Source organism: Psychrobacter sp. KH172YL61 (assembly GCF_007182895.1).
GTDB classification, from domain to species: Bacteria; Pseudomonadota; Gammaproteobacteria; order Pseudomonadales; family Moraxellaceae; genus Psychrobacter; species Psychrobacter pacificensis.
Genome location: NZ_AP019516.1, coordinates 701,262 through 718,238, shown reverse-complemented (window position 1 = coordinate 718,238; position 16,977 = coordinate 701,262). Strand labels below are relative to the sequence as shown.

General features: G+C 44.9%; 21 protein-coding genes and 2 pseudogenes. 12 read left to right on the top strand and 11 right to left on the bottom strand.

Translation table 11 applies throughout. The annotated features are described in order from the left end of the window. Positions 1-144: 144 nt before the first annotated feature. The 3 genes from PKHYL_RS03710 to PKHYL_RS03700 form a co-directional block, all read right to left on the bottom strand. Positions 145-546, bottom strand: a complete 402-nt coding sequence (locus tag PKHYL_RS03710) for an ExbD/TolR family protein (protein ID WP_240366009.1) — start codon at positions 544-546, stop codon at positions 145-147. A gap of 50 nt (positions 547-596) precedes the next feature. Then, the gene (locus PKHYL_RS03705) at positions 597-1,283 is read right to left on the bottom strand and encodes a MotA/TolQ/ExbB proton channel family protein (protein WP_240366008.1); all 687 of its coding nucleotides are present in this window, start codon (positions 1,281-1,283) and stop codon (positions 597-599) included. Positions 1,284-1,399: 116 nt separating this feature from the next. Beyond that, on the bottom strand, positions 1,400-1,582 hold the full coding sequence (locus PKHYL_RS03700; RefSeq protein WP_240366007.1) for an energy transducer TonB: 183 nt from the start codon (positions 1,580-1,582) through the stop codon (positions 1,400-1,402). Between the two features lies 1 nt (position 1,583). On the opposite strand from PKHYL_RS03700, the gene PKHYL_RS03695 reads away from it, so the two are divergent. Next, positions 1,584-1,853: a hypothetical protein gene (locus tag PKHYL_RS03695; protein ID WP_240366006.1), complete on the top strand. Its 270-nt coding sequence runs from the start codon at positions 1,584-1,586 to the stop codon at positions 1,851-1,853. A gap of 256 nt (positions 1,854-2,109) precedes the next feature. On the opposite strand, the gene PKHYL_RS03690 is transcribed toward PKHYL_RS03695, so the two are convergent. Beyond that, entirely contained in the window at positions 2,110-2,370 is a 261-nt protein-coding gene (locus PKHYL_RS03690; protein ID WP_240366005.1) for a hypothetical protein, read from the bottom strand. A 508-nt stretch (positions 2,371-2,878) separates the two neighbouring features. Between PKHYL_RS03690 and PKHYL_RS03685 the strand changes: the two genes are divergently transcribed. The 6 genes and pseudogenes from PKHYL_RS03685 (at position 2,879) to PKHYL_RS18505 (ending at position 7,142) form a co-directional block, all read left to right on the top strand. Beyond that, positions 2,879-3,619 (top strand): ABC transporter substrate-binding protein, encoded by a 741-nt coding sequence (locus PKHYL_RS03685; protein ID WP_240366004.1) that lies wholly within the window; start codon positions 2,879-2,881, stop codon positions 3,617-3,619. Next, on the top strand, positions 3,568-3,918 hold the full coding sequence (locus PKHYL_RS03680) for an ABC transporter substrate-binding protein (protein ID WP_240366003.1): 351 nt from the start codon (positions 3,568-3,570) through the stop codon (positions 3,916-3,918). Before PKHYL_RS03685 ends, PKHYL_RS03680 begins: the two co-directional genes overlap by 52 nt. A gap of 199 nt (positions 3,919-4,117) precedes the next feature. Further along, positions 4,118-5,095, top strand: a complete 978-nt coding sequence (locus tag PKHYL_RS03675; RefSeq protein ID WP_071002159.1) for an ABC transporter permease — start codon at positions 4,118-4,120, stop codon at positions 5,093-5,095. A gap of 114 nt (positions 5,096-5,209) precedes the next feature. After that, positions 5,210-5,566, top strand: coding sequence for a hypothetical protein (locus PKHYL_RS17965; protein ID WP_332835924.1), 357 nt, complete (start codon positions 5,210-5,212; stop codon positions 5,564-5,566). Then, the gene (locus tag PKHYL_RS03670; protein ID WP_332835923.1) at positions 5,499-6,296 is read left to right on the top strand and encodes an iron chelate uptake ABC transporter family permease subunit; all 798 of its coding nucleotides are present in this window, start codon (positions 5,499-5,501) and stop codon (positions 6,294-6,296) included. The genes PKHYL_RS17965 and PKHYL_RS03670 overlap by 68 nt, the downstream gene beginning before the upstream one ends. 76 nt (positions 6,297-6,372) lie before the next feature. Then, positions 6,373-7,142, top strand: a pseudogene (locus PKHYL_RS18505) (ATP-binding cassette domain-containing protein). Between the two features lie 91 nt (positions 7,143-7,233). Here the strand turns inward: PKHYL_RS18505 and PKHYL_RS17110 are convergent. The 5 genes from PKHYL_RS17110 to PKHYL_RS03640 all read right to left on the bottom strand — a co-directional run bounded on the left by PKHYL_RS17110 (position 7,234) and on the right by PKHYL_RS03640 (position 10,826). Continuing rightward, positions 7,234-7,956: a PepSY-associated TM helix domain-containing protein gene (locus PKHYL_RS17110; protein ID WP_269778310.1), complete on the bottom strand. Its 723-nt coding sequence runs from the start codon at positions 7,954-7,956 to the stop codon at positions 7,234-7,236. Further along, complete coding sequence (locus tag PKHYL_RS17105) at positions 7,884-8,570, bottom strand: PepSY-associated TM helix domain-containing protein (RefSeq protein WP_269778237.1); 687 nt, start codon at positions 8,568-8,570, stop codon at positions 7,884-7,886. The genes PKHYL_RS17110 and PKHYL_RS17105 overlap by 73 nt, the downstream gene beginning before the upstream one ends. 266 nt (positions 8,571-8,836) lie before the next feature. Next, positions 8,837-9,220 carry a TonB-dependent receptor gene (locus tag PKHYL_RS03650; protein ID WP_240366001.1) on the bottom strand — a complete coding sequence of 128 codons (384 nt, stop codon included), beginning with the start codon at positions 9,218-9,220 and terminating at the stop codon, positions 8,837-8,839. A gap of 98 nt (positions 9,221-9,318) precedes the next feature. Further along, the gene (locus PKHYL_RS03645; protein WP_240366489.1) at positions 9,319-10,608 is read right to left on the bottom strand and encodes a TonB-dependent receptor domain-containing protein; all 1,290 of its coding nucleotides are present in this window, start codon (positions 10,606-10,608) and stop codon (positions 9,319-9,321) included. Between the two features lie 32 nt (positions 10,609-10,640). After that, on the bottom strand, positions 10,641-10,826 hold the full coding sequence (locus PKHYL_RS03640) for a hypothetical protein (protein WP_240366000.1): 186 nt from the start codon (positions 10,824-10,826) through the stop codon (positions 10,641-10,643). 563 nt (positions 10,827-11,389) lie between these two features. Between PKHYL_RS03640 and PKHYL_RS03635 the strand changes: the two genes are divergently transcribed. The 5 genes and pseudogenes from PKHYL_RS03635 to PKHYL_RS03615 all read left to right on the top strand — a co-directional run bounded on the left by PKHYL_RS03635 (position 11,390) and on the right by PKHYL_RS03615 (position 15,202). Continuing rightward, entirely contained in the window at positions 11,390-11,665 is a 276-nt protein-coding gene (locus tag PKHYL_RS03635) for a Trp family transcriptional regulator (protein WP_240365999.1), read from the top strand. 114 nt (positions 11,666-11,779) lie between these two features. Next, a complete protein-coding gene (locus PKHYL_RS03630; RefSeq protein ID WP_179797786.1) occupies positions 11,780-13,198 on the top strand; it encodes an anthranilate synthase component I family protein in 1,419 nt (472 codons plus the stop codon). A 73-nt stretch (positions 13,199-13,271) separates the two neighbouring features. Then, a pseudogene (locus PKHYL_RS03625) lies at positions 13,272-13,920 on the top strand (anthranilate synthase component II). A 327-nt stretch (positions 13,921-14,247) separates the two neighbouring features. Continuing rightward, positions 14,248-14,877, top strand: a complete 630-nt coding sequence (locus tag PKHYL_RS03620) for a DMT family transporter (protein WP_240365998.1) — start codon at positions 14,248-14,250, stop codon at positions 14,875-14,877. Next, positions 14,801-15,202 (top strand): EamA family transporter, encoded by a 402-nt coding sequence (locus tag PKHYL_RS03615; RefSeq protein WP_442966113.1) that lies wholly within the window; start codon positions 14,801-14,803, stop codon positions 15,200-15,202. The genes PKHYL_RS03620 and PKHYL_RS03615 overlap by 77 nt, the downstream gene beginning before the upstream one ends. Before the next feature lie 132 nt (positions 15,203-15,334). Here the strand turns inward: PKHYL_RS03615 and PKHYL_RS03610 are convergent, their stop codons facing one another. Beyond that, positions 15,335-15,847: a hypothetical protein gene (locus PKHYL_RS03610; RefSeq protein ID WP_152978606.1), complete on the bottom strand. Its 513-nt coding sequence runs from the start codon at positions 15,845-15,847 to the stop codon at positions 15,335-15,337. Between the two features lie 310 nt (positions 15,848-16,157). Next, positions 16,158-16,901 (bottom strand): amino acid ABC transporter ATP-binding protein, encoded by a 744-nt coding sequence (locus tag PKHYL_RS03605; protein WP_240365996.1) that lies wholly within the window; start codon positions 16,899-16,901, stop codon positions 16,158-16,160. Positions 16,902-16,977 lie beyond the last annotated feature (76 nt).

The window sequence follows — 16,977 nt, the reverse complement described above, 5'->3', positions numbered from 1 at the left end:
AGAAGCTTATTATTTTGATCGTTCTTATTATTGTTATGGCGCTCGTGCTATTCATTGGCTTGTTGATTTATATCGCCAATTTTTTGCTGTAACGGACGTTGCATTTCGCTGCTTATTACTACTTACTACCGTTTATCGCTGCTATTATTCATTGACAAAGGCAATCTTGGTAAGTCCTGCTTGACTGGCAGCCGCCAAGACCTGAGCAACCGTATCATACTTACCTTCTTTATCGGCGCGCAGTTGTACTGAAGGATCTTTGCCGGTTGCGCCTTGCTCTTGCAGACGCGCCTCTAGCGCTTCCATGCTGATGGGATCGCTGTCCCAAAATATTCCCGCGTCTTTATCAATACTGATTTGAATGGCTTCTGGCGGCGTTTGATTGACCTCAGCACTGGTCTTTGGCAAATCTAAAGGAACCGTCGGATTCAGCACGGTCGCTGTCAATAAAAAGATAATCATCAATACCAGCATGATATCGATAAGCGGAATGAGGTTCATCTCATTCATACCTTGAACGTCATTATCACCCAGTTGAAATGCCATAATTATTCTCAATATTTGTGTTTATTGTCATGCCGCCAAGAGGTGCTTTTTTATTCTGCCACAGAGCTGCTGTAGTGGCGCGCTTGCTGCGTGTCTACTGCTGCATCGATAGTATTTAAGCGATTGCCTTTAACCGCCTGCACCGATGTTGCGCCCGCATTCGGGCTAGTAGACGATGGCACAGGCTCAGCAGACCCGGACAACAGATCATGTGCTCTATCATTGGCTTGATACATCACACGGCGATTGATACGTACTGCTAGGTTGTAAAACACCACAGCTGGAATAGCCACAGCGATACCAAGACCCGTCATAATTAGTGCCTCACCAACGGGGCCTGCCACTTGTCCCAATCCTGCCTGTCCACTCATACCAATATTATGCAGCGCGTGGAAAATGCCCCACACCGTGCCAAATAAGCCGATAAATGGCGCGATCGCTGCCGTCGTGCCAAGAATAGGTAAGCCGCGCTCGCTCGCAAAACGGTAGCGCCCTATGTGCTTGAGTAACGTCTGTTCAGTGACCAAACGATGAGCGGCAGCATCGGAGCCGACCAAATCGGCCTGCTTTGCTTGTAGTTGTTGACTCAAGTCATCTGCCACACTGGTCGCCAGTTTGCGACTTTGCAATACGCGGACGATACCTGTCACCCAAGAGAGAATAGATAACGCAAGTAACAAAAAGAATAACGTCTTTGTCACCATGTCGCTGATCTGCCAGTATTGCATAAAGTCCATATCAGACTCCTTAATGTTTTATGCCATCACATGCTACTAAAATGAGTATCATGCCTTGTCTTATTATGAAAAATTATCAATAAATACGTTGTTATATAATATAAATACTTAAGGAACTACATAGCTGATCGGCAGGTCACATTGCCCACCACTGGTGCGCCATTCTTGGTAAAGGGTTTGAACTTGCCAAAGCGTACTTGACGCTGGGCTTCTTTATCCAGCAAAGTATTGCCTGAAGACTGCGCCACTCGCACGCTATCGATACCACCTTGTTTATTGACACGCAATACCAATACCACGTTGAGCGTATCACCTGAACGCGCTCTACGTGCCGCACGATCAGGAAAGCTAAAGTTTGGCGCAGAGGCCCAATTGGCAGCGCTCGCAGTAAAGCTTACAGGCTCATTACTCTGTGCTCGAGCAGCAGCTTCTGCAGCTGCCTCAGCTGCTTCTCTAGCGGCTTGTGCTTGGGCGGCGGCTTCTGCTTCTCTAGCAGCTTTTGCTTGTGCCGCAGCCTTAGCATCCGCGACTCTTTTAGCTTCTTGCGCTGCTCTGTCTTGTGCTTCTTGAGCGGCTTTTTTGGCTCGAGCAGCAGCCTCTTTGCGCTGTTCATCAGCAGCCGATGTATCGACTATCGGTTCTGGGCTGATCTTTTTGGGTGCTGCTTCTTTTGGTACAGGCTTTTGACTACTCTCAGTAGATGTTTTTTCGGTTGCGATGATTGGCGGTGTTTCAGATACTTTTTTTCACCACAGGCTTCGCTGGTTCTATAGGTGTTTCGACACGCTTCTTAGGCGGTGGCTCTGCTTTTGGCTTTTGTACAGGCTTAGGTTGCACTTCTTTTTGACGGTGACCTTTTGACCTGCTGCACAGGTTCTTTCGTTTCTACTTTCGCTACTGCATTATTAGCAGGTAACGTCACAAACTCTATTTCGACAGGCGTGATATCTTTTTTTGGCGCAGGCTGTGGTTTGGGCGTTTTCATCACCGCCAAGGCGACTGCGGTGAGTACATGCAACCCTACCACTACGAGAAGAGATAGCAGTATCAATCTGGTTGGTGGTGTCTCTAAATCCGTTGAACTCATAACAGCCTAATGTTTATTATCCGAGGTGGAATGGCGTTGATAATAATGCAAACGATAATTATTATCAATAATAATTTATAATATTTTTTTTGCTTTGTGAACTCATTGCCTCTTATCTCTGACAGATACCCTATAACTATTGAGCATTACTGCCATCTCGCCCGTATTTAGCTCGCTTTTTTAATAAGTCTTTTAGATAAGTACTTATCGCCAATAAAAATCATTATCATTATTATTGATAATGAGTCTCAACTACTTTATCATAACGGCTGTTTGGTTTTTTCGTATCATGATCAAAAACTGATGCGCATAAAAATATCCAAACCATAAAACGCTCAACCCAAAAGAATAAGGCTAGAGAGTAAAACTGACAGGCGCTCTATCGGCACCCCTTTGATATGAGCATTACTCTGCTCAGCTGCTCTCATCATTTTCTATTTTTATTGTGCTACCTGTGCAGTTATCTTATTAACAGACTGCTTAAACATCCTGATATACCGAGTCCCTTATGTCTACTACCCCATTATCACACCGTCGTACTATTCCTATTTTTAAACGTCCATTATTGATGATGACAGCTTTAATCGCTGCTATCAGTGTGACAGGTTGTAGCTCGCCTGAGACTGAATCAGCTGATGCGACAGCTACCAATCAAACGGCCAATGAATCGTCAAACGTGGCCAACCATGATGCCGTCTCTGCTGAAAAAATCACGGTGAATACGGTTAAGGGTGATGTTGAATTGGCAATGAGTCCCTCACCGCTGGTGGTTTATGACATGACCTTGATGCAAGACTTGGCAGCACTAGACGTGGCTGTTGACGGTATGCCAGGCAGTTTGCTGTTAGACAATTTACACTCAAAAACGCAGCCTGAACCAAAAGCGGTCGGCACTGTGTTTGAGCCAGATCTTGAGGCATTGAATGCCATGCAACCACAAGCAATATTGGTGGGCTCACGCATGGCAGAAAAGTATAATGAGCTGTCAAACATCGCGCCGACGTTGGATATGTCTATCGACACGGCTAATATTTATGAGTCGAGTAAGCAGCGTTTGCATGATTTGGGTGCGTTGTTTGGCAAAAGCGATCAGGCCGCTAGATTGCAACAAGACATAGATACGCTTATTGACGAGGACAAAGGGGTGTCACTAAAGATAAAGGCACTGGTCTGGTCGTTATGGTTAATGGCAATAAAATGTCAGCATATGGCGATAAATCTCGTTACGGGTTTATCCATACGGTGCTAGATGTGCCAATGGCAGATAAGCAAATTGCCGATGCCCCTCATGGACAGCCGGTCTCTTTTGAATATATTCAAAAAGCCAACCCAGACTGGTTGTTTGTTATCGATCGCAGCGCCGCGATTGGTGAAGATGGTATCGGTGCCAAAGCCGTATTGGACAATCCGCTGGTCGCGCAAACCAACGCTTGGAGCAAGCAGCAAGTGGTTTATCTAAGCCCAGACTCTTACCTAGCGTTTGGTGGCTATTACCAATGGATGCAGGATCTCACAACGATTAAAGATGCTTTTGCTAACGCTAAATAACGTCGTTCTCTATACAAGCGATTATTGCACAAGTAGGTAATTATTACCGTTAACCTTGCTCATTTTTAAGCCAATAAAGATTATGTCGTTATTTTCACACCGTGCTCGTGCTAGGCTCAAACCTAACGCTTCTCTGCCAGTATCAAATTGGCAAGGAAGCGCTAGCCATACTTTAGGCTCGAAATATCGACGTGCTGCCATGCCACCGTGGTTAATCAACACCGCAAGCCTCATTATCATGGGGCTTTTGGTGTTATTGAGCTTATCTATTGGTGTGGCTGACTTTTCGTGGTCGGGTATCTTACAAAGTATCATTAGTCATAGTGCAAACTCTGATAGCTCGCTACTACTGGTCAGCCGTATCCCGCGCACCGTTGCGATTATTTTGACGGGCATTGCGATGGCAGTGGCAGGAATGATCATCCAAGTGGTGCTAAAAAACCGCTTTGTAGAGCCGTCCATGGTCGGTGCGACCCAAAGCGCCGCGCTCGGTTTGCTGGTGGTCAGTCTGCTATTTCCTGCCAGTGCGCTCATTGTGAAGATGAGCGTAGCGACCATCGCCGCTGTATTCGGCATGATGCTATTTATGCTATTGATTCACCGTATTCCGCCGACTGATTTTTTGATGGTTCCACTGATTGGTATTGTCTTCGGCGGCATTATCGAAGCAGTCACTACCTTTATCGCCTATCAAACCGAATCGCTACAGATGCTCAGCGTGTGGCAGTTTGGGGATTTCTCAGGCGTCTTAGCAGGTCGTTATGAGCTGCTGTGGCTCACGGGCGCGCTGTGTGTACTCGCCTATATCATCGCAGATAAGCTAACCATCGTTGGTTTGGGTGACAATATCGCCTTGAACTTAGGTATTAGTAAACGCCAAGTGACGTGGATTGGTGTGGGGATGGTGGCGATGATGAGTGCCGTTGTCGTCGTGACGGTCGGTATGATTCCTTTTATTGGCCTCGTCGTGCCAAACATTGTGAGCCGACTGATGGGAGATAAGTTGCGTCGTAGCTTGCCTGCAGTCGCGCTACTGGGCGCTTCAGCAGTATTGCTGTGCGATATTATCGGTCGCTCGATTCGCTATCCATTTGAAGTGCCTGTTGCCACCATATTTGGCGTGGTCGGTACAGTGCTGTTTTTATGGCTATTACTGCGCGCGCCAGCTGAGCAATAAGACTAAGCAGTAAAGCTGAATAATAAAACAGCAATCTTTAATCGATTAACCACTCACTTACCGTCGTTCATTTTTTGCCTTATTTAGATAAGCTTGGCATCATAGGATTTATTTATGTTCTCATCAACTAAGCTTACTGCCACAAAGGCTCGTTCTACGGAAACCAACACAGCGATAGATAACTCATCTGCAGCAGATGGTCAGTATTCAGCTGCTGCCCAAGGTCAGTTGGCAAAGCTTTGGGCATGGATAGCAGCGCATCCGAAATCCATTGCAGCTATTATTCTACTGATCTCGATGACCTTGTTTATGACACTCAATGTCAATGGCTATTGGGACTTTGCGCTACCGCTACGCGGCAAAAAAACTGCTGGCACTGATGGTGGTTGGCTATGCGATAGGCGTGTCGACGTTATTGTTTCAAACGTTGACTCACAATCCAATTCTAACGCCCTCCCTACTCGGATTTGATTCGCTCTATATTTTGCTACAAAGCTTACTGGTTTTCTTTTTAGGGGCGATTAGTTTTACCAGTCTCGATCCTATTGCCAAGTTCACGCTAGAGATTGTCCTGATGTTTGGGGCATCTTTATTATTATTTAAGCTATTATTTTCTAAAAGCAGTCAGGATCTGACACGCTTGATATTGGTGGGCGTTATCTTTGGTGTGTTGTTCCGCAGTTTATCAGCACTCATTGCACGGCTGATTAACCCCGATGATTTTGTGGTCGTACAGTCCGCTAGCTACGCGCAGTTCAATACTGTCAATCCTCAGCTATTAGGCATTAGCCTATTTATCTGTATCATCACTGCGGTGTTTGTCTGGCGCTGGCGCTACCAATGCGATGTGCTGATGCTCGGACAAGCCCAAGCCATTAACCTTGGTATCCATTATCAACGTCTGGCATTTGGCCTATTAACTGTTATCGCAGTGCTAGTCGCCACAGCCACGGCACTGGTCGGTCCAGTGACTTTCTTTGGTCTATTGGTTTGTGCATTGACCAATCGTATCGCTCGACACATGTATCATACTGAGCGGCTGATATTGGTCAGTTTGGTCGCTATGATTTGCTTGGTGTTGGGTCAGACACTCTTTGAGCAAGTGCTAGATATGGCAGGCGTATTGTCCGTTGTGATAGAGCTCGCAGGTGGCCTCGTGTTCTTGGCATTGATATTTATGTCCCAGCGCCGTTCGTTATAACGACTTAGCCGACATTGTTTATTTAGCTGATGCTGTTGATAAAGAAAGCCCTAAGACTTTTTTAAATAAGACGATTATGATTAAACTGAATAATATCTCTCACCATATTGGCAAACAACAAATCTTGCATGACATTACGTTGTCCCTACCAACGGCGCAGGTCATTGCTTTGATTAGACCTAACGGCGCTGGAAAATCGACGTTGTTTTCTGTCATGGCTCGCTTGCAGCCGCTACAATCTGGACAAATAAGCTTCGCTGTAGATAATGAGGAACGTGATATTGTCAGTTGTCAGGCGCGCACACTTGCCAAGACGGTCGCGATGCTCGGACAAGACAACCATGTACAAGGACGACTACGCGTGCATGAGCTGCTGATGTTTGGTCGTTACCCTTATCATCAAGGACAACCAACCGCAGAAGATCAGCAAAAGTACAAGAAATCCTTGAACGCTTTGAGCTGGAGCCACTTGCCGAGCGTTTCTTGTCAACGCTATCAGGTGGACAGCGTCAGCGCGTGCTGATTGCGATGATTGTCTGCCAAGATACGCCCTTTCTATTGCTTGATGAGCCACTCAATAACCTAGATATGTATCATGCTGGTCGACTCATGCGTGAGCTACGTACGCTTAGCCACAGCCAGCAAAAAACCGTGGTGATCGTCCTACATGATATCAATCAAGCAGCACAATTTGCCGATACGGTCGTTACAATGAAAGCAGGAGAAGTGATGGCTGTTGGTCGCCCTGCTGATGTTATTACTCAAGAGACAATGAAAGATTTATACAATGTCGATGTGACTGTGCTCAATCATCAGGGTCGTCCTGTGATTGTTGATACGGTGTAAAACCCCACTTCTTCTTGTAAAAAGCTCAATATAATGCTAGTACATTGGTACTAGCACTATATTGAGCACATCAATTCTCATGTTTTAATATCTATTTGAGCTTTTGCAACGCCTTTAAACGCTGCTGTCGGCCTTTCCACCATAGATACACACCTGTCCCTGATAGCACCGCAACTGCCAGTCCAATCATTGCCAAAAATGCTTGATACAGTCGATGGCTCCAACCTTGACCGACATGTCCCATATGCAGCGTTGACAGCCATTGGTCTACTTTGTTACCAAAACCGCTTTGATAACCAAAACTAACACGCGCAACCTCTCCTGTGGCAGCATCAACCGTAATAGATGACGCGCCGCTGTGTGTACCAATATCTCTATCTGTTTTGAAACGCATTTGCCATTGCTCGTCCTCTGCAACCCAGCGGATACCCAATAACTGCTGTACAGCCGTGCCATTCTGCCGCGCCGCAATATCGGCTTGGGCACTCAGATAGGCAATGCTGTTGCTCTTATTGACTGCTTGAGCAATGGCATCCGCTGTATTGCGGCTATCGTTAACAGTCGTATTTGAATTTATAGACTTATCTGCCCTACCCTGATTTTCTACTGTTTTATTCGGTTCAGGCTTGGTTGGCGGTCGCCCTCTTTCTCTTGGCATCAGTCCGACCACTGCCTGCATCACAGGCTGATAAACGGGTTTTAGATTAAACCCAACGCTCGACCAAGCGATGACAAACAGCATCACCCATAGCCACAGACCAAAAGCATGATGCAAATCATAGTTAAGCTTAAAGGTATTGGTCTTAGTACGGATTTTCCATGCAGGTAGCCAGCGCTTAAACAGCGAGGCGCGTTTTTGCTAGAGACTTGTTTTGACTGACTCGATTTGACTGCTCGAGGAAACGTTAAGTAAAAGCCAATAAAGCAATTAATCGTCCAAACTAGCGAGACAATACCCAAGACCCATTTACCAATATCACCAAGCAATAAGTCGCGGTGCAACCAAAACACCTTCCACATGGTATTATGCCATGCCCATGCCTCCTTATCACGCGTACCGATAATCGCGCCGGTATAAGGGTTGACATAAACCTCATTAAAAGCAGGCTCAGGCGTGGTAGGCTTGCCGCCGCGCCATCTATCTACCGAAAACACCGCTGACTTGCCCGCCTCAATGGTCGTCGGCAAACTTGAAAAACCATACTGTGGATAGGTACGGATCACACTATCATGCAGCGCAGCGACAGACTGTATCGGCGTGTTTTGTGCCTCGACACGCGCCAGTTTATGGTTAAACAAGTCATCTAACTCATGATGAAAAGCGAGCAGCGCACCCGTGAGACTGGCAATGATTAAAAAGGCTGCCATAGCAAGCCCAGTATAACGGTGAATCCACAAGCAGGCTTGACGAGGATTGAATGTAATCATTGGTCTTGGTTCTTTATTATATGTTGTTTGGGTAGGTATTTATCCGTTAGCGTCATTGCTGCTATAGCCAATCCAAAAGCCAGTAGGCAATAAAAAGCCAGCTCCCATGTACAGACAGCTGACTCTATAAGTACGATTAGACTCAAACCAGATAAGCTATAGTCGAACCACTATTAAAGTGTTACAGCGTTAGACTCGTTTAGCCTACTACTGTAGTACTTGCAATCGTCTGCCTTGTACCACTTTTAATATTGATTGACTATATATTAGAACTGATACGTTAAAGACGTTTTGATATTACGTCCCATTTCAAAGTCAGTATAGTCATCATCTATAGAGTTACGTGATGCGTGGCTGGCATAGGTCTCATCAAAGATATTGTATACCCCAAGCGTGGCTTTTAAGCCTTCAACTTGAGTTGGTGTATAGCTCATAAAGATATCATGCACGTCATAGTTTGGTTTTTCGTTGTCATCGCCCGCGGTGTCCGGCGTCACTGAGGCGACGTAAGTGCTGCGCCAGCCAAGCTCGGTAGTGTTGGTTGGAGCGTAACCCAAGTTGACCATATACTTGTCGCCAGACTCAGATCCACCACCACTGACAGAAGATATATTATAACCCGTATCCTCGCCTTTGCTGCGCGCGAGCATAGCTTAGACCCATGTTGAAGTTATCTGCGCGATAATCGGCTGATAGCTCAACACCTTTGATTTTATAATCTTCATCCTTATTGACCGCCCCTTGACAATCATTTCCAAGACTTGGTCCACAACTCAAGCCTGACCGTACAAACTCGATATAGTTTTCGATATTGGTTTCCAAAGTATTTAGCACTTAATTTTAAAGAGTCATCAGCCATAGTCAGACCACGCAGCGTTGTAGCAATACCGACTTCTGCATTGTCACCTTCTTCTGCTTTTAGGTCATTGTTCACATACGTATCAACACCATCGGAATTAAAAATCGTTTGGCTAAGATCTGGACCATTAAATAACTGAGTATAGCTTGCAAATAGTTGGGTGCGCGGTGCAATTTCATAGCTAGCAGCCAATGCGCCAACGACATTGTCGTAAGTCTTGCCAGCAGATACATACTCTGGAGACTCATAACGATCATAACGTACACCAGGCGTCAAGCTAAACTTGCCCATTTGCCATTGATCTTCTAGATATACAGACGTATTGGTTGCTTCATCGGTGCTCGCATTACCAAAGTCGCGTGTCATCTCAGATTCTTTTTTGTAATGCTCAACTCCAGCGATGAACTTATGAACCCCTGGCACACCATTGATGATACTGCTATCGATGATACTAGTGTTTTGTACTTTTGCGCCTGTGGTTTGGACTTCTGCATCAAACTCAAACCCAGGTTCGCCATCAGAGTTACGCAAAATCTGTGTGCTGGTCTGATATACATTGGCATCTACATTGACCAATTGGTTGGCAGGGTTGTAAGCATAGTCAAGCGCATAGGTATCACGTTTGACTTCCTGCGGGATGATTGGGTTCCAGCCGCCAGCAGGAAAATCTGGACGTAATGGGAACTTGCCTTTGTTTTCGGTACGGCTAAAGCTAGCGCCTACATGATGATCACTACCGACATAAGCACCAGCTTTTAATAAGATGTTTTCGCCTTCGCTGTCTTCCGTTTGGATTTTACGGCCTTTACCGTCTTCACCAGCGTCCGCATTGCGTTTGCCATAATAAGCCAGTAAATCAATATTTTCTGTTGGCGCACCATATACAGTGGCAGAAGTTAGCAGTTCATCATTGTTGCTAGCATAACCTGTATGCAGCTTAGCACCTACTTTTTGACCTGGCTTGAGTAAATCTGCCGCGTCGACTGTCTCAAAAGCAACCGCACCGCCGATAGCATCATTGCCTAGCGTCACTGAGTTATTGCCGACTGATACTTCTGCTTGTTTTAGCAGATCTGGATCAATAGTGACATCACCCATATGGTAGAACAATGCGCCTTCTTGACGTGCGCCATCAATTGTTACTTTTAGGTTGGTATCATCAAGACCACGTACACGAATACGTTGGTTGACCGATGAGGTACCGCCTACGCTTACCCTGGTACAACGTCCAGAAAATCACTCAAATGGCTGGCTTGTGCAGCTGGGGTGTAGTCATCTATATAGACAGAGTCTTCTTGTACAGCGTCACGTACTGAGCTATTTGCTGTTACAGTGATCGTCTGTAATGTCGTGTTTGGCATATCTGCTGCTGTTGCAGCGCTGGCAGCTGCGTCCACAATACAGCGGCAACACCGATAGACAATACTGTCAATTGACTAGATAACTTTACTTCGCGCATAACACATTTACTCACTTTGTTTACTGTCAGAAATTAGAATTTTTAGAATTATTTTTAAAGGCTATCGTCAAACAACCTTTAAAATAGTGCCCACCAGAAGATTAAATACCTTAAAACACTTAACTCATCGTGCGAATAACATGATTAATGTTAATGATAATAATTAGCGTTTAAATAATGAGAGGCATAATAACGAAGTATTAACAATTTGGCAATAATTAATATAATAAATCCTCAATTTTAGCTTTTAATATGCTGACAAAGCGCAAAAATGCTTCGATACTAACTGTAAATATGTTATTCAGCATGAGTCTGAATAACTATTAAGGCTATATGCGATAAGGCGTAGAAACTCATCACGTCTATAGCAGGCTGCTATTAACTTAGCTCATGACTTGTTTTTCTTGTACTACTGTACTAGAATACTGAAACAAGATAGTTCTCAGCGAAAAATCGCTCGATGAGCGACTTATCTATTTTCTTTGGCTAAGATTACCTATTATGACTACCGATCCTTATCAGAGCTTAGTGAAACATTTGACCAACTGTACTGATAGCACAGATATCGAAAAGCTGCTCAGTGCCCTGCTGACGGATAAAGAACAGCATGACATCGCCAATCGTATTCGGATTTTTGACTTGCTAGATCGTGGCATCACCCAACGTGATATCTCTGAGCAACTAGGCGTTGGTATCGCCACTGTCTCTCGCGGTGCCAAGGCCAAGCAAAGCCATGATGTCAGCGCGTTACTGGCTACTCATAGAGATCACTCTTAGCCTCTAACGACGATACTATCTAACTTTTTACTGACGAAACTTATACTTATTAATCGACACTTATTAATCGACACTTATTAATCAACACATATTTGAACCATTTCGGACTTTGTTATGACCTCTAGCACTCGCACACAGACCAAACCTGCTCCTATCGATATCCCGAGCAAACCACAACGCATCAAACTGACGCAAGATATCGATTTTTTTGCATTATTCAAACGTATTGAAAGCGCGTTTGATACCTGCTATTTGCTCGAATCATTAGGTGAAGACAGCCACATCTCGCGCCATCATGCGATTGGCTTTGATCCTGTGACGACTATCGCCGCATTAGACCGCAATACGCTTGCGATTACCGATAATAAAACTGCTGAAACCAACCATTATCAGACCGACAACCCTTATCAGCTACTGCGTGATATAACGCCGCAGCATGTCATCGCTCGTGATCAAAGCGGTGGTCTGGTCGGGTATTTGGGTTATGACTGCGTGAACTTCTTTGAACCTAGCCTTAATGCAAAAGCCAGTGAAGACTTTGAGCCATTTAAGTTTGGCGTGTATTTAGATGGGTTGACCCTAGATAAGATGACTGGGGAAATCTTTTATTTTTATTACCCAACTGCTCAACAAGAAAACCGCATCGAGCAAATCAAAGCCCTACTCGATGAGCCAACGCCTAGCTATGAAGCGCCTAAAGTTGAATTTTTAGGTGATGGTATGAGCCAAGAAGAGCATGCCAATGTCGTCATGCAAGTCAAAGAAGACATCATCGCTGGGCGTATTTTTCAGTGCGAGGTAGGCTTTAAATCTAAATATCGTATTGCCGGTGACAAAATGCCGATTTATGAAAAGCTACGTGCCGTCAATCCATCACCGCATATGTATTTTATGAAATTTGCTCAGCAGTGCATCATTGGCGCTTCTCCTGAGCTGCTATTCCGCTTGCGTCAGGGTGAAATGGAAACCTATCCGCTCGCAGGGACTGCCAAGCGCGGTGCGGACGTAATCGAAGACCGTAAGCTTGCCCGCGCCTTGCTCAACGATGACAAAGAGATTGCCGAGCACAACATGCTAGTCGATTTGCATCGCAATGATATTGGCCGTGTGGCACGATTTGGTACGGTAAAAGTACGTAGCTTGATGGACATCAAACGCTTCTCTCACGTACAGCATATCTCTTCTGAAATCGTTGGTATCCTGCATCCTAACGAAGATATGTTTAGTGCCCTTGCCAGTAACTTCCCTGCTGGGACACTATCAGGCGCGCCCAAGGTAGAAGCCATCAAAGTCATCAACGAGCTAGAGCCTGATGGTCGCGGTGCTTATGGCGGTGCATTAGGCTCGTTCAATTTCAATGGTGATTGTATCTTTGCCATTCCTATTCGCAGTCTGTTTATCAATGGCGAGTCTGCCTACGCCCAAACTTGCGGCGGTAACGTTTACGACTCAAACCCAGCCGATGAGTACTTAGAGATTCAGCGTAAACTGTCGGCGATGAAAGTCGTATTAGATAGCTTTATGCAATCATAACGGATACCAAACGTACTGCATAAATTGACCATATTTTACCTAGCACTATTTTTTACAAAAGAGTTTATGACCCATGAATGTTTTAATTATCGATAACTACGACTCGTTTACCTTCAATCTCTACCAATATGTGGGTGAGATTTTGCAAACCTTAGACAGTGATAAAGAGGCCAGCGTCATCGTTAAACGCAATAACGAAATCACCCTAGCAGATGTGCAAGCGATGAATCTTGATAGAATTATCATTTCACCTGGCCCTGGCTCCCCCTGATGATCCCGCTTACTTTGGTATCTGTAGCGAGGTCATTGAGACACTGGGCAAAACTGTGCCGCTACTAGGTGTCTGCTTGGGTATGCAAGGCATTGCTCATGTATTTGGCGGTGATGTGGTACGCGCCAGTGTGCCGATGCATGGCAAAGTCTCATCAATTCGCCATGATAACTCAGGTATTTATCAAGGCTTACCACAAGAGCTTGAGATCATGCGCTATCACTCTCTGGTGGTAAAAGCCGACACCATCCCAAGCTGTCTGACGATTACCTCAGTAGTCGCCAATGATAGCTGTGCTGAATTGAGCTTTGCTGAGTCAGCATTGACTGGTGATGAGATTATGGGACTGGCGCACAAAGAGTATCCAATCCAAGGCGTACAGTTTCATCCTGAGTCATTTGCTACTGAAGGCGCCAAGCGATTGCTAAGTAACTTTTTGCTGCAGGTGTAAATGCTACTATCCCGCCACGTCTTCCATTTTAAATGACAGTCGATTAAATTTACACCACGCCCTAGTAGCAGTTTATAATCTTTTAATGATAGACTGAAATAACAAACAAAAGACAGCCCTTGAACCGGTTGTCTTTTCTTATTGCAGTATGGCTTGGTGCCTTTACATCACAGGCGCTTTAGCAATATAGTCGAACCACTATTAAAATGTTACAGCGTTAGACTCGTTTAGCCTACTACTGTAGCACTTGCACTCGTCCGCCTTGTACCACTTTTAATATTGATTGACTATAGCCCAATGTCATTTAGATCGTAAGAAGAAACCATTATGGCAAATATCGACAGTACAGCGGCGATACACTCGCATCAGTCATGGATGGGCATTGTCCAAATCATCACCGCGGCAACCTGCTGGGGGACGCTTGGGATATTCTCAACCTACCTCAATCAAATGGGCTTTAGTGGTTGGCAAGTCACGATATTACGCATTGTGACGGCAGCAGTGATTATCTTAGCCATGCTACCGACCCTATGGCCACAGCTGATCAAACTACGACCCAAGCAGTGGTTTGGGCTAGCACTTCAGTCCTTGATTGGTGTGCTGGGGATGTCCGTCTGCTATTTTTTTGCTGTCAGTTATGTTGGCGCGGGCCCTGCGGTGGCTTTGCTTTATACCGCGCCTGTGTTTAGCTTGTTATTCTCAAAGTTTTTGCTCAGTGAGTCCATTACGCGAAAATCTATCGCGCTGGCATTCATGGCGGTTTTTGGGGTTGGGTTGACGATGCTGGGTGAGCAAGCGGAGGTCAATTGGGGTGTTTTGCTCGGATTGGCAGCAGGGATGTGCTACTCACTATACGGCGTACTCGGTAAGCGCGCGATGCATGACGCGCATCCAGCTCCTTTGGTGTTTTTTTACCTCTGTGGTCATCAGCGCGTGCGGGCTGCTACTACTGCCTGAAACGTATCAGACGTACGCGCAGCTAGTTACCTTGCCGTTATCGACTTGGGGTTATGTATTAGGACTATCGCTCTTGGGTACTGTCGTGCCCTTTGGCCTTTATATGAAAGCATTAGAGAAGCTGCCCGCCTCTCGTGCGTCTGTTTTTACGATTTTTGAGCCGTTGACGGCGATTGCGCTGGCAATGATACTGCTACATCAAGCTTTGTCTTGGATTCAATATCTGGGCGTGACACTGATTTTGCTGGCGGCGTTGTTAAATGCAGTGGTCAATGGCACGACCACGCGCGTTCCTCGCTGGCTTAAAAGACGGCAAACGGTCTAGCCTTATTATTTGGTTGTCTGGCAGGGTGCGATAGCCAAATTTGGATTAAAAAACGACGCAATAGATAGGCTTGATTAATGGTATAAACTTCAAGTTAAATTAAAATGATCATTTATAATCTATGAATTAGAACTATTTATCATGCAACGCTCTTCCATCTGGCAATCCAAATAAAACTAAGATCTTATCCAAGTTGCACTTATCTGAAGGTGTGGTTTTTAAGCCTTTTAGAATATAGCCGTTAGGATTATCTTTAGAAGTTAGAGTCCCTCCAGCGCTTATAGTATCGCCTACTTGGTAAATGACATTAAAATATTTTAAAGTCTGATTCTTTTTATCCCAGCTCGAAACCCCGTATGGTAGCAGCGGTACGGCTTTGTGTGGGCCATACTGGAAATAAATACATTCATTTTCGTATTTAAGCTGTACATTTACACCTTGTAAAATTTCACTCTCATTGAGATCGGAAAAATTGAAAGGGTAAGTATAAAATAAACCCTGACCACTAGTAGAAGAGTAATGAACTAAAGGCATAGTACTTTGAGAATAGTCCTTTGCTACTTTCATGTCTTTCGAAGGAGAGGTTGTAACTTGACAAGCAGTCAACAAAACGCAAAAGAAAATTGATACGTTACGAATATTCAAACCAGCTCCTTTAAGCACTAGGTTAAGAGTGTTTTTAACTTTATTAAAACATCAATATAAATAAAAAAAAGTTTTAATATATTACTATTTTGTTAAGGTGGCTATGATGCTTAGAATAGTCAAGTATGAGTATATGTATTCTTAACCTTACCGACTTGGCTTTTAAAAAGGTATTTTTCTCGCTTGCTGTATCTACGCTAACAGAGGCTATATAAAATTTATCCAAAACCGTCAAACTAAAATTATAAACACAAAAAAAACCCTCAATGGGCTTCTTTCTAACTAAACATATTGCAACGATATAAATCGCTTACTGCTCGATACGCTGCAAAAATGCCTGCGTACGCGGATGCGTTGAGTCTTCAAACAGCTGCTTAGCGCTGCCCTCTTCGACTACAACGCCGTCTTCGATCAAGACCACATGATCGGCAACGTCACGGGCAAAGTTAATTTCGTGAGTGACCACGACCATCGTCCAGCCCTCAGAGGCAAGCTGCTTCATCGTCTCAAGGACATCCTGTACCAGCTCTGGATCTAGTGCAGACGTTGGCTCATCAAACAATAACAATGAAGGCTCAATCGCGAGCGCACGAGCAATCCCAATACGCTGCTGCTGACCACCAGATAGCTGGAACGGGTACAGCTCAGCTTTGTCCGCCAGTCCGACTTTTTCAAGCAATACCAGCGCGTCTTTACGCATCTCAGCCTTGTTTTTACCTTGTACCACTGTCGGGCCGAGCATGAGATTTTCGATCGCAGTCTTGTGCGGAAACAAATTATAAGACTGAAATACCATACCTGATTTACGCTGCAAGGCAAGCAGCGTTTTTTTGCTTGGCTTAGTTGCAAAGTCAACTTTTAAGCTGTCATCATCAAATGCAATGACACCTTTATCAGGAATCTCCAGCGCATTGAGACAGCGCAAAAACGTGGTTTTACCCGAGCCTGAAGGTCCTAATATGACGACCACTTTACCTTTATGAATGGTCAAGTCGATGCCTTTTAGCACCTGATTGCCACCAAAGGCTTTATGAATATTAGTGACTTTGATCATAAAAATTCCTATTGTACTGGTCTATATGTACGATGGTCGGTTGCTAAGCGCTCTTGTCAAGCAGCTCAGCTATGAC

What these genes read in the sequence shown, in the direction of transcription:
- PKHYL_RS03710 (WP_240366009.1), bottom strand. Translation starts at nt 546, where the DNA reads ATGGCATTTCAACTGGGTGATAATGACGTTCAAGGTATGAATGAGATG.
- PKHYL_RS03705 (WP_240366008.1), bottom strand. Translation starts at nt 1,283, where the DNA reads ATGGACTTTATGCAATACTGGCAGATCAGCGACATGGTGACAAAGACG.
- PKHYL_RS03690 (WP_240366005.1), bottom strand. Translation starts at nt 2,370, where the DNA reads ATGAGTTCAACGGATTTAGAGACACCACCAACCAGATTGATACTGCTA.
- PKHYL_RS03685 (WP_240366004.1), top strand. Translation starts at nt 2,879, where the DNA reads ATGTCTACTACCCCATTATCACACCGTCGTACTATTCCTATTTTTAAA.
- PKHYL_RS03680 (WP_240366003.1), top strand. Translation starts at nt 3,568, where the DNA reads ATGTCAGCATATGGCGATAAATCTCGTTACGGGTTTATCCATACGGTG.
- PKHYL_RS03675 (WP_071002159.1), top strand. Translation starts at nt 4,118, where the DNA reads ATGCCACCGTGGTTAATCAACACCGCAAGCCTCATTATCATGGGGCTT.
- PKHYL_RS17965 (WP_332835924.1), top strand. Translation starts at nt 5,210, where the DNA reads ATGTTCTCATCAACTAAGCTTACTGCCACAAAGGCTCGTTCTACGGAA.
- PKHYL_RS17105 (WP_269778237.1), bottom strand. Translation starts at nt 8,570, where the DNA reads ATGATTACATTCAATCCTCGTCAAGCCTGCTTGTGGATTCACCGTTAT.
- PKHYL_RS03650 (WP_240366001.1), bottom strand. Translation starts at nt 9,220, where the DNA reads ATGCTCGCGCGCAGCAAAGGCGAGGATACGGGTTATAATATATCTTCT.
- PKHYL_RS03635 (WP_240365999.1), top strand. Translation starts at nt 11,390, where the DNA reads ATGACTACCGATCCTTATCAGAGCTTAGTGAAACATTTGACCAACTGT.
- PKHYL_RS03630 (WP_179797786.1), top strand. Translation starts at nt 11,780, where the DNA reads ATGACCTCTAGCACTCGCACACAGACCAAACCTGCTCCTATCGATATC.
- PKHYL_RS03620 (WP_240365998.1), top strand. Translation starts at nt 14,248, where the DNA reads ATGGCAAATATCGACAGTACAGCGGCGATACACTCGCATCAGTCATGG.
- PKHYL_RS03615 (WP_442966113.1), top strand. Translation starts at nt 14,801, where the DNA reads ATGACGCGCATCCAGCTCCTTTGGTGTTTTTTTACCTCTGTGGTCATC.
- PKHYL_RS03605 (WP_240365996.1), bottom strand. Translation starts at nt 16,901, where the DNA reads ATGATCAAAGTCACTAATATTCATAAAGCCTTTGGTGGCAATCAGGTG.